This window comes from Pedobacter sp. 01T416_2, from assembly GCF_056398925.1.
The window spans coordinates 1-12,066 of the sequence record NZ_JBFTQI010000096.1 but is presented as its reverse complement, the minus strand read 5'-3'; the positions used below and the strand labels follow the sequence as shown (position 1 = coordinate 12,066).

The 12,066-nt window shown below is 39.3% G+C and carries 7 protein-coding genes and 2 pseudogenes; 2 read left to right on the top strand and 7 right to left on the bottom strand.

All coding sequences use genetic code 11. The features are described from left to right. The 7 genes and pseudogenes from AC1DPQ_RS06315 to AC1DPQ_RS06285 form a co-directional block, all read right to left on the bottom strand. Positions 1–210: pseudogene (locus AC1DPQ_RS06315) on the bottom strand (hypothetical protein); the annotation flags it as partial. A 363-nt stretch (positions 211–573) separates the two neighbouring features. After that, positions 574–1,463 (bottom strand): annotated as a pseudogene (locus AC1DPQ_RS06310) (PorP/SprF family type IX secretion system membrane protein). Between the two features lie 21 nt (positions 1,464–1,484). Beyond that, positions 1,485–2,423 (bottom strand): T9SS type B sorting domain-containing protein, encoded by a 939-nt coding sequence (locus tag AC1DPQ_RS06305; protein WP_477578903.1) that lies wholly within the window; start codon positions 2,421–2,423, stop codon positions 1,485–1,487. A gap of 12 nt (positions 2,424–2,435) precedes the next feature. Beyond that, positions 2,436–3,155, bottom strand: a complete 720-nt coding sequence (locus tag AC1DPQ_RS06300) for a hypothetical protein (RefSeq protein WP_477578904.1) — start codon at positions 3,153–3,155, stop codon at positions 2,436–2,438. A gap of 39 nt (positions 3,156–3,194) precedes the next feature. Beyond that, positions 3,195–5,114, bottom strand: coding sequence for an immunoglobulin domain-containing protein (locus AC1DPQ_RS06295; protein WP_477608440.1), 1,920 nt, complete (start codon positions 5,112–5,114; stop codon positions 3,195–3,197). 825 nt (positions 5,115–5,939) lie between these two features. Next, on the bottom strand, positions 5,940–7,904 hold the full coding sequence (gene glgB / locus AC1DPQ_RS06290; RefSeq protein ID WP_477578908.1) for a 1,4-alpha-glucan branching protein GlgB: 1,965 nt from the start codon (positions 7,902–7,904) through the stop codon (positions 5,940–5,942). 60 nt (positions 7,905–7,964) lie between these two features. Continuing rightward, on the bottom strand, positions 7,965–10,427 hold the full coding sequence (locus AC1DPQ_RS06285; RefSeq protein ID WP_477578910.1) for a glycoside hydrolase family 31 protein: 2,463 nt from the start codon (positions 10,425–10,427) through the stop codon (positions 7,965–7,967). A 255-nt stretch (positions 10,428–10,682) separates the two neighbouring features. Between AC1DPQ_RS06285 and AC1DPQ_RS06280 the strand changes: the two genes are divergently transcribed. Continuing rightward, positions 10,683–11,165 (top strand): helix-turn-helix transcriptional regulator, encoded by a 483-nt coding sequence (locus AC1DPQ_RS06280; RefSeq protein WP_477578912.1) that lies wholly within the window; start codon positions 10,683–10,685, stop codon positions 11,163–11,165. A 10-nt stretch (positions 11,166–11,175) separates the two neighbouring features. Next, positions 11,176–11,838 carry a nucleotidyl transferase AbiEii/AbiGii toxin family protein gene (locus AC1DPQ_RS06275; RefSeq protein WP_477608438.1) on the top strand — a complete coding sequence of 221 codons (663 nt, stop codon included), beginning with the start codon at positions 11,176–11,178 and terminating at the stop codon, positions 11,836–11,838. Positions 11,839–12,066 lie beyond the last annotated feature (228 nt).

Below are 12,066 nucleotides of genomic sequence, written 5' to 3'. Positions count from 1 at the left end.
ATCTTTAATAAAACCTCTTACCAAGCCTGATACTACGAAAAAAACATAATCATTATTATCAATGGGAGATAAAATGTATTTATTTTTCTTGATCAGAAGAGTATCTACATTTTTTTCTATTTCCTGGATAAATCCAGAGGTTATAGGGCATAAACTGCTGAAATAATTTAATACAGCGTTTACTAAAAATACCTTTCGGGATTCGAGCATACACAAATAGGGATAGACTTAAGACCCTTAATTATAGCGTTTTTTAACGGAATATAAAAATAAAGTAGATTATTAAGGCAATTATGATGTTTAAACACCTTTATAATGAGGATTTCTTAATATTTTGAAACACAAACTGATTTATCCGGGTAAAAATGCGGAGTTTAGTCTTATTAAACAACGAATAGAATATGCATGGCAGAGGCTGACAATCTTAAAAAAGAACGTAACAAATAAAACGAAACGTTTTTACAACATTCATTTCGTTCATCTTTTTCACAAAAAAAGCAAATGCGCGCAGACCACATGCAGAATAATAGACACTCAGTAAAAAAGAAAGTCCGGGTGGAAGGCACCCGATTATTAGAAGTAACATTTTGGCCTTCTGCTTTTTGCAGTTTGCAGATAATACCCAATAGATATTTCGTGTGAGCCATAATCATAGCTGCCGAATTTATTTAAACTATAATCGTAACCATAGCCAATCCGGAGGTTTTCGCGGACAAAAAACTCAGTAATCAACCCGATGGCACTCCTTGCCCTTAAATCGCTTTGTAATGCTGGCTTAGGATAAAATTTTACGGAGGTTCTATATGCAGCACCTAACCAAAGTTTTTCTTTGATCATTAAAAAAGCATTAAGATCCAATGAGGTTGGCCCGTTCAAATCATCTTTGATCAAAAAAGTAGGTTTGAACATAAAATCATTGTTCATTGGAAATACCATTCCCGCCGTTAAATAAAAATGCGGCTTAATTTTTCGTTCGAATAATGTACACCAGCCCTAATATCGGGTACAATTCGGCTTTCATATCCTGTCGGAATCTTATTGTCGCTGGTTTCATTTGGATCTAATAAACTTCCGTTAAGCCCCATCTGCATTACTCCCACTCCAACGCCAAAAGCAAGTACATTGGTTTCGGTACGGTCTAGCTTAATGCGGTAAGCAAAATTCCCTGATAGGTTTAACGAGTTCTGTGCGCCAATTTTATCTTTCGACACCAATAAACCCAAACCTAAACTTTCTTCCTTAACCGCTTCATCTACCGATATGGAAAGCGTTTGGGGAGCGCCCTGAATACCTGTCCATTGCGCCCGCACAAAGGCCTGCATATACAGTTCTTCTTTATAGCCTGCGTAAGCGGGATTGATGTATAAACCATTGAACATATATTGTCCAAACTGGGCATTCTGTTGCGCGAACAGGCACAGGCCGATTAAATTAAACAATACCGTTAAAATTATCTTTTTCATATCCTCACATTTTAGTTCCATTTACCTGATAACTGTAACATAACCTTTAAATTCCTGCCATTTGGAAGTTGTGGTTTTTACTTTAAGCACATAGAAATACGTTCCATCTACCAAACCATTCGCGGTCCAATCGTTTAAATAGCCGTCTTTCTCATAAACCGTGCTTCCCCAGCGGTTAATAATGGTAAGCTGGTTTTCGCTATAGCGGTCTAAGCGTTCAATAAAAAAGGTTTCATTTTTTCCATCGCCGTTTGGCGTAAACACATTAGGTATTTTAAGTCCTGTAATTTCTTTGGTATCAACTGATATATTGTTAGATGGATCGGGATCTATTTCATTGATGGTAACCCTGGCACTATTAACAACATTACCAGGTTTCATTGCTCTTACATTAATGATCAGCTCAACAAAACTGCCATTGGCAAGTGACGGGATCGCCCAGGAAACTGTCTTGGTTTGATCGTTATAACTTGCGGTACCCACAATAGTTGGATCAACACTTACGAAGGTTAAATTTTCTGGAAGGTCATCCTTTACCTGTATGTTGGTAGCCTCACCGATCCCGTTGTTGCGCACTAATAAATTGTATTTAAATACCTCGGTATTGATTACCTGTCTGCTTTCAGATCTTTTAACTATGGAAACATCTGCTGATATGGCTGTCTCCATCACCACTTCCATTTCTTCTGACAGATCGGAGCTACAGCCACCTAAGCTAAAAGTAATAACGGTATATTTCCCTGCAGTATTTACAACATAATCTTGCTCAGTAGCTCCCAAAATGGCGTTTCCATTTCTGAACCATTGATAAGAGGTAGCACCTGTGCCATTGGCCCTCAGTTTAACAGTAACGCCTGGTTTAAGGTTAAGCGTATTCGGATTGCCAGATTGCGCAAAGCATGCTGCTGCAGAAAGCAGCAGCACACCGAACACAATTATCCTTAACCTATTAAACATCATAATGGTTAAACCTTATGGCGCTACAGCGATAGTTGCTTTACCTGGTTTAACAGTAACAGTGATTGCTTTGCCGGCAGTTGCAGTACAAGTTGTTGCAGGTACAATCTGAACACCACCTGTAGCATAACTTCCGATAGCTGTGAAAACATACGCGCCTGGAGCCACGCCAGCCTTAAGTGTAAAAGTATCTCCAGAAGCAGAAGCTGCACCTAAAGTTGTAATATCAGCCACTGCGGTACCGCCGAGAGTTGCAGACCAAACATAAGTCATGGTTACACCAGTTGGCAATGTTATTGAAGCATCCTTGCTCGCCGTAATTACTGTGGCGGCTGTTTGATCGGTACAATAAACACTTCCGGGAGCTGCAACAGCGATAATAGGCGTAGGTAATTTTTCTACAACGGTATTATCAGAGGCATCACTAGGACAGAGATTCGCATCTGCTGGCTGAACCTGAACAGAATAAGTATGGTTTCCCACTGCTAATCCTGTTGCGATCTGATAAAAAGCATTTGAACCATTATATACTACCGTAGCTTCTGCAGTTCCGTCAACGGTCCATACAATTTTATCGCCATTAACAGGTGTATAACCGGTGAAAGTTGGATTCAATTTTACTGTACCTGTTCCGCACAGGTATACATTTGGCGTTTGTGCAAAGGCACCCAGCGGCAAYAAGAACATTAAGAATACAAAGATTCTTAGATTGCGTTTTGTAGATTTTTTTGTCATAATGTTAATTTGTTAGGGATGAATAATTTATTTTCTTTTTTAATTAATAGATACTGTAGGTTTATGTGGCACAAGCTTTACCCTAAAACTAAAAGGGATAGCCCGTTCGCAGCCGTTTGCATTTTTAATGGTTAATACCCCTTGATATACTGCTACCGGTGTATTTGATGGAACATTGATCGTAATTTCATTTGCTGGCAAAGTTTGATCTGAAACGGCAGGAAGTAAATTTCCGGCCCAGGAGATGCTATAACTAATGGGGTCGAAAACCGGATTAGTGTAAGCAATTTTGGTTGTAGTAAGTCCTTCACAAATACCAGGATTTGGTTCAAAGGTCAAATTCGGTAATGGATTTAAAATAACATCTACAGGCTCTCGACTTGCATTTTTACAACCTGTTAATTGATTAACGGCCTCTACATAGTAAGTAGTATTTGTACTAAGAGCAGGGGTAGTATAGCTATTTCCTGTTTTTAGTGTTGTCCCTCCTGACACCACTGAATACCAGTTGTAGGTGAAGCCAGCATCAGGTGTTGTAACCGAAAGTATTGCTGAAGATCCGCTGCAAATAGTTGTGCCAGGAACGCTTAAAGTTGGTAGTGGATTTACTTTAAGTGTAACCTTTAGGGGATCCGAAATTTCGGTTGAACAATACGTTTTAACTCCCCTCACATAATAATCGTATGAACCAGCAGTAAGTGTTGTTGGCGGCGCAAAGGTTGAACCAGATCCGACCTCATTCCCTCCGGTTTCAGCATCGTACCATTTATATGTGGTACAGGCCTGCAAATTGTTAAGCGTAAAGGTAGCCGTTGAACCTTGACACACTTCTTGCTCATACTTATTATTTACGATACCTGCGCTTATAGGCTTAGCGGGCTTGCGTATTATTTCATGCACCCTTATAGCGTCAAGAGCACCAAGAACGCCTCCCGCAGAAATCTCCAAACGATCATAAGAAGTGCTTACTGGAAAAGTCATTACATACTTATCGGTACTTCCGGTTAACAGATCAATACTCAGAAAAGTACCCGTTTTCTTAAACGGCGGACCAGCTTTTACCCCATTGAGATAAGGCTGAACAGTAAACCCGGTCAATAGATCAGCCTCAAGAAGAGCTGAAGGGCTAGAAAGAATAATAGTCACCTCATCTCCAGGTTGCGAAGGATTGCTGTAGATTGGAGATAAAAAAACCTTATTAAGAACAGAAACCCCCGTATTCAACGCCGCGAAGGTCTCTACATCTCCATCAATTGCGCGCTCGGGCTTATCAACAAAATCAGTAACATTAAGAACTCCGCCCACTACCGTTGGAATCACACCAGAAAGCACATCAACTACCTCATTACAAGCTAGTGGCGTAGTGGTATTTTCCATAACATAAGCATGGAATACCTTAATGGAAGAACCTAAGGCCACTATGCTGGAAAGCTTTACATACACCCCGTTAAATGCTTGATGTGGTGTTAAGGCAATCTCGATTTCCCCTGTTCCACTTATAACTTCCGCAATATTTACAGAATTATAAATAGGTGTTTTTACAGCATCCTGCCCTGCAAAATTCCCCAAACCAATAAGTGGCCAAGAGGCAGAAACATCATGCATATTTGTAAAGGAACCGATCTCTACTCCTGTTAAAACCCCCACTAACTGACTGGGAACAGATATTTTGACTATCACTGAAGTATTAGCTGCAAATGTACTTGTCAGTCCTCCATCTTTAAATTCCAAAAATTGAGTTGTTGCAGCAGCATTTAGGAGCCCTAAACCTACTTTTAGCGTCGATGCATCGGTAACCACACCATTTACTGCGTTGTCGGCATTTTCAATCTCCCCGTAAAATAGTGCAGGACCACCTAGTATACCTAGTCCTTCTCTGAGATAACCCTGATGGCTTGCATAAGTTCGTTTCGGTTTTAAACACTGCGCACGTAAAAACACAGGTAAAAAAACGCACACAAACACCAGGAAAGATAGACAAGAGCGCCTTTTCAATGTAAGTTTGGGATGACGTAAAAATTAAATTTTGTTTGTTTGCTTGTGATACAAAAGTACTACGGGCCAATGCCACATTATCCGTTCACTTTATTCATTAAAGCCTTTACCAAAACGTAAAAACCTGTTTTGTTGATATTTATCAACAAAAACAAAGTCATCCGAACCTGATTTGTATAGCTGCTTCCAGAACAAAAATTTTAGCCTATCTGTTAAGCCTTAAACATCCTGCCGATCTCTTGCATCACCTGAGGTGGTATGCCCGAATTTGGCTATTGCTGTACGAAAAGAAAAGAAACTTTAAAATGAGTTAGGAAGGCCATTTTGTAGATGATCAATATATCTATAATAACCAAAAAACTAACCCATTTTAGGGAATTTGGTTTTATGACAGCGAAAGTTTTAGAAAAAATTTCGGTATTTATTAATGCGGGGAATTTCAGCGGTACCAGACAGAGCAGGCACCAAAGTGTGATTAACAGCTCGCACCTTAACCCAAGCTTCGATAATATTTGAGCCCACACCGATGGAAGAGATTTTAAAGCCAGAATTAAGCTTAAACACTAACCAACAATACTTTACAACAATGTTTTATACAAATATTTTTAGCTTAAAAATTATTTAAAAAATAATACTTGCAAGAAACAATGGTTATTGTATCTTTGCACCCTCTCTGGAAGCTTCCACTCCAGAGTTTAAGAAAGCCTTCCAGCAATGGGAGGCTTTTCTTATTTTAAGGCATTTTAGAAAAAATTGAAGTTTTGGCGTGATATAGTAGCAAACAATCTTTTATTTGCTCTTAAAAATCACTACCGCCAAGGGTGGCAAATCGACAATTATTGAATATTCCTGTCCGTTATAACCCTCTGGGTCAGGAACAATGTCCCCGCGATTATTAATGCCGCCTCCATAATAAACAATATCATCAGTATTAAAAATTTCTGTCCATTTGGTTTTAAAAGGAACACCAATTCTATAATTTTCACGCACCACCGGCGTTAAGTTTATTGCAACAACCAAAGTATCTTTTGCTTTTGGTCCTTTGCGCATAAATGTGAAGACAGATTCGTTTGCATTATCGGCATCGAGCCATTGAAAGCCTTCATAACTAAAATTGAAATGATACAATGCGGGTTCTTTACGGTACAGAAAGTTTAAAGCCTTAACGGTTTCCTGCATGCCCTTGTGCGGCGCGTATTGAAGCAAATGCCAATCTAGCGATTGCGTAAAGTTCCATTCGTTGGTTTCGCCAAACTCATTCCCCATAAACAGCAGTTTTGCTCCCGGATGGGTGAACATATAACCATAAAGCGCCCTTAAATTTGCAAATTTCTGCCAGTCATCTCCAGGCATTTTATACAACATTGGCGATTTACCGTGTACGACTTCATCATGAGAGAAAGGCAACATGAAATTTTCGGTAAAGGCATAAGTCATGCTAAAGCTCAACTGATGATGGTGGTGTTTCCGGCCGAGGGTTTCTACTTTAAAATACTTTAAGGTATCGTTCATCCAGCCCATCATCCATTTCATGCCAAAACCCAATCCGCCAGCATGTACCGGATGGGTTACACCAGGGTAAGTACTGCTTTCTTCGGCAATGGTCTGTACACCCTCAAAATTTCCATAAACGGCAACATTCAGGTCCTGCAAAAACTGTATGGCCCCAAAGTTTTCACTTCCACCATATTCGTTTGTTGCGGCATCTCCATCTTCTCTGGAGAAATTGAAATATAACATCGATGCTACGGCATCTACCCTTAGGCCATCTGCATGATATTGGTCAATCCAAAACAACGCATTACTAATCAAAAAAGAGCGTACTTCGTTTCGATCATAATTGAAAATGTATGATTTCCAGTCTGGATGGAAGCCTTTCCGCATATCGGCGTGTTCGTACAGATGTGTTCCATCAAACTCATATAAACCATGTCTATCGCCTGGAAAATGAGAAGGAACCCAATCCAATATTACCGCAATATCTGCTTTATGGAGCTCGTTAATCAGATACATTAAATCCTGTGGAGAACCATAACGCGAACTTGCACCAAAATAACCTGTAATCTGATAACCCCAGCTAGGGAAATACGGAAACTCCATTACAGGCATCAGTTCTACGTGCGTAAAACCCATTTCCTTTACATAAGGCACTAGCCTGCCAGCAACTTCCCTGCAGTTCAAAACACGTTCTGGATTATCCGGATCGCGCTCCCAAGAACCTAGATGTATCTCATATACCGAGATGGGTTGATCCAAAGCATTTATTTTTGCTCTTTTTTTAAGCCAGGCTTTATCTTTCCAGGTATAATCGGTATCCCAAACAATGCAAGCTGTTTGTGGCGGATGTTCCCATCTTCTGGCATAAGGATCGCCTTTTAAATGCTCAGATTCATCAAAACCTTTAACAAAATATTTATAAACTTCGCCCTTTGCAATTCCGGGGATAAAACCTTCCCAGATACCCGATTTATCCCACCGCACGCTCAGCGGATGTGAAGCGTTGTCCCAATCGTTAAAATTACCCACTACACTTACACGGATGGCATTTGGAGCCCAAACCGAAAAATAAGTTCCAGCGGTTCCATCAACGGTAATTAAATGTGAGCCCATTTTCTCATAAAGCCTAAAATGCTTTCCTACAAGAAAAAGATCAATATCGTAATCGGTAAATAAACTGTGTATCCAAACGGATTTCTGTTGATCAGTTTTTGGTTGGGATGATTTTTTTACAAGAACTTTTTTTGCTGCTGGCATAGGTATTTTGGTTAGATTAGATGAAACCCCAAATACCAAACAGCATTTGGGGCTCAATGTTTACAGACTCAAGATCTGTATTTCTAAGAAGTTCTTATTGCATTTAAAATGCAGGATATTCTGATCATCGGTATAAAAGTCTTTCACCTCTTTATTGTCGATAATGATCTTTTTGACCTGGAATTTTACGCCAATAACATTGCAAACATAAAATTCATAATTAGGCGTATACAATCCTTCATTACGCTGATTCACTTTAATGGCCTGAGTATCGCCTTTTACAGTGAATTTCTTTTCCAGATAAATATCCTGCTCGTAAGCAAAAGTATCGCCATGATCTTCGTACATGTATGAATTAACCTCGTAATCGCTGTGATAAATATTCAATACCACTTCGGTAATAGATTTTTCATCAACATATTGCATTACCGGATATTCTGGCAAAACTGTACCTGCCCTTACAAACATTGGCATACTATCTATCTTTGCATCAACCGTATATTCGTTACCGCCATCCAGGATTTCGTTGGTCCAGAAATTATACCAGGTACCTTTTGGGAGGTAAACTTTTCTAGATATTGCACCCTGTTCTAAAACCGGGCATATCAATAGTTTATCACCATAGCAAAATTCATCCTGACGGAAACTGTTGCTGATATTTTCTTGCTCAAGCATCACTAAAGGCCTTAAAATAGGAAAGCCATAACGATGATGCTCCCAGAAAACTGAATATAGATAAGGCATTAAACGATATCTTAATTCGATAAACTTACGGTTGATATCTTCGAAAAACTGGCCAAAGCTCCAAGGTTCCCGTTCAGCGGTATCGCCGGCAGAGTGTGCACGCATGAAAGGAGAAAATGTACCTAGCTGGATCCAACGGGTAAACAATTCGCCATCTGGCTCACCACTAAATCCGCCGATATCTGTTCCACAGAAAGGCACACCAGAAACTGATAAACGCTGGCACTGTATATTTCCGATCTTTAAATGCTCCCAGGTTGCGATATTATCGCCGGTCCAAACACTTGCATAACGCTGCATGCCCGCATAACCAGCCCTTGTAATGGTAAACGGACGTTTATTGCGCATCAGTTTTTTTAAGCCCTCGTAGGTAGAACGCACCATCTGCATGCCATAAACATTGTGTGCCTTACGGTGTGAGCCGCGGTAACCATCATAATTATGGCGGACATCGTTGGGGAAAGTTCCTGAACCGAAAACAGCTGGTTCGTTCATATCGTTCCAGAAACCTGCAACGCCCATATCTACCAGCTCTTTATATAAATTACCCCACCAGCTCCGTACTTTTGGATTGGTGAAATCGGGAAACTGACAGCGTCCTGGCCAAACATGCCCTTCCATATAATAATCGTCGCTGCGGCGACAGAAAAATCTTTTCTCTTTGCCTTCTTTAAAAACCCAGTAATCGTCATCTACCTTAATTCCAGGATCGATCATTACAACGGTTTTAAAACCATCATCAGATAGCTCTTTGATCATTCTTCGCGGATCTGGAAAGTATTTTTTATTCCAGGTAAAACAACGGTAGCCATCCATGTAATCGATATCCAGATAAATGGCATCGCAAGGGATTTTACGTTCCCTGAACTGTTTGGCTATTTCTTTAACTTTTGTTTCAGGGTAATAACTCCAGCGGCACTGCTGATAACCCAAAGTCCATTTTGGTGGCATCGGGTGTGTTCCCGTTAAAGTTGCATAACGTTTAACAACATCCATAATATGCGGGCCATGGATATAATAGTATTGCAGTTCTCCGCCATCGGCCCAGAAACTGGTTTTATTTACATCCTCCGACCCGAAATCGAAATACGATTTAAAGGTATTATCGAAAAAGATACCATAGGCGGCCTGATTGTGCAAACCGATATAAAAAGGTATGGTACGATAAAGTGGGTCCTGGTTCCAACCGAAAGAGTAAGCATCGGTATTCCAGTTTTCGAAACGGCGCCCCCGCAGGTTAAAATTACCAGATTTATCGCCCAAACCGAAGAAATTTTCTTCAGGGTGGCATTTTTTGGTTGCGTAGATATAATAACCGCCAAAATCTACATTTTCTTCCCAGTGCATAGAATTGGCTTCATCAACCATTACTACATTGGTAATATTATCAGAAAAAGAAATATGGAAGTTTGCTTTTTCTATTTTACAGGTTACCGCATGGGTAGAGATCGTGAAATGATCATCATGTTCCTGCATTTTAAAAACAGACACTTTTTGATCTACTTCGGGTACGGCATAAGAAAAATCCTCTAAGAAAACGCCATGAGGAGCCAGGCGAACGCGGATAATATCGTCGCTTACCACCCGAATTTCTACTCTTGCATCGCCATCAGAAAAATAAAAACGGTTGCCCTCCTTTTTTACTTTTTTAACTGCACCGAGGTATTGTTTAACAATTGGCTTTACCGATATATCAACTGGATTGTTTAAATGCTGTATTTCTTGCTCCTTTTCGACCAGGTCACTTGTCTCGTTAGGTTTGTCGTTTTGCGCTTCCATCCTTATTTATTCAAAATTTTAAATTCATGGTTCTTAAACCGGGATGTGCTTAAGAAAGTACTATAATACAAATATTTTACAAAAGGGATGTAGCTTTTTATGAAAAGATTGTTTTCAATAGTGTGATTTTTACACTAAGCCATGTTATTTCACAATTTTGCCATAAGATTTAGTATCGTCCTTTGTTTGATAGAAAGCTAGATTGTAAATTATTTATAAACATAAATTTATAAACAATTTTGTTTATTTTTGAATATGGAAAAATTGATCAATAAGTTTAAAGGTATCCACCCCGGCCTTATACTGGAACGTGAGCTTAAAAAAAGGAGGCTTAAAAAGGGCCCATTGGCGCTTTCCTTAAACGAATATCCTCAGACCTTAAATGATATTACAAAAGGTAAGAGAGGAGTTACAGCTTCACTTTCCATTAAGCTAGATCAAATTTTGGGTTTAGAAGAGGGCACCATGCTGATACTCCAGGCTTACTATGAGATACAGAAAGAAAAAGATAAACGGAATGCAGCCGATAAACCTGATTTATCAATTCTCAGAAAGATACTTTTTTGGGATACAGATTTTGATAAAATAAACTGGAAAAGCCAATATAAATCTGTTATTCAAAGGGTATTGGAGCGGGGAAATAGTGATGAAAAAAATGAACTAATTAGATATTACGGRCAAGATTTAGTGAATAAAGTAGCCATTAATAGTATTGACCAAACCGGTCGAGATATCTAAAAATCAAATTATGTATTGGAATACCGTTAACGAACTTTTAAAAAGCTGCTTGCTTGAACTTATGCAAGCAAAGGAGCTATCTAAGTTTCGGCTGGTTGGTGGAACAGCGCTTAGTCTTTATCTCGGTCACCGTTTATCGGTCGACATTGATCTTTTTACAGATGCAGAATATGGATCAATAGACTTTGATCGAATTGAGAAGTTACTCAGGAATAAGTTTGCCTTCGTTCAAGGTAATTTTGGTCAATTTGCAGGTCTAGGAAAGTCCTATCTTATTGGTACGCATAAAGAGAACATTGTTAAGCTGGATCTCTTTTACAGCATGGACCCCTTTTTTGAAGATCATGCGGATCATGATAGTGTGCRTATGGCAACCATACCTGAAATCATTGCAATGAAGATGGATATTGTACAAAGAGGTGGCAGAAAGAAAGATTTTTGGGACTTACATGAATTGCTAGATAATTATAGTGTAAGTGATATGATTGAACTTCATAAAAAACGTTTCGAATGGACTCACGATGAAGAAATGATCAGAAAAAACTTCACTAACTTTCTTACAGCTGACGATGACTTCGATCCAATATGTTTAAAAGGGAAAATATGGGAGTTCGTTAAAGAAGATTTAACAGAGGCGATTGATAGCAGCAACAAGGATAAACCAGTCGTATAGTGGCACAAAAAAGCCCTCTATACTTTTAGCGTAGAAGGCCCTTAAAACTCAATTAACTGGTTATGGATTAAAACTAATGGCTACGTAATAGATAGCGCCTGCCGATGGATTTCCGTAAGAAGTAAAATAATATTTGTTCAGCACGTTAGAACCGCCAAGTTTAATGATTGATTGTACTGAAGGGATCCGTAAACTCACCTGCGCATCTAAAGAGCTGTATGCAGGTAC

What these genes read in the sequence shown, in the direction of transcription:
- AC1DPQ_RS06285 (WP_477578910.1), bottom strand. Translation starts at nt 10,427, where the DNA reads ATGGAAGCGCAAAACGACAAACCTAACGAGACAAGTGACCTGGTCGAA.
- glgB (WP_477578908.1), bottom strand. Translation starts at nt 7,904, where the DNA reads ATGCCAGCAGCAAAAAAAGTTCTTGTAAAAAAATCATCCCAACCAAAA.
- AC1DPQ_RS06305 (WP_477578903.1), bottom strand. Translation starts at nt 2,423, where the DNA reads ATGATGTTTAATAGGTTAAGGATAATTGTGTTCGGTGTGCTGCTGCTT.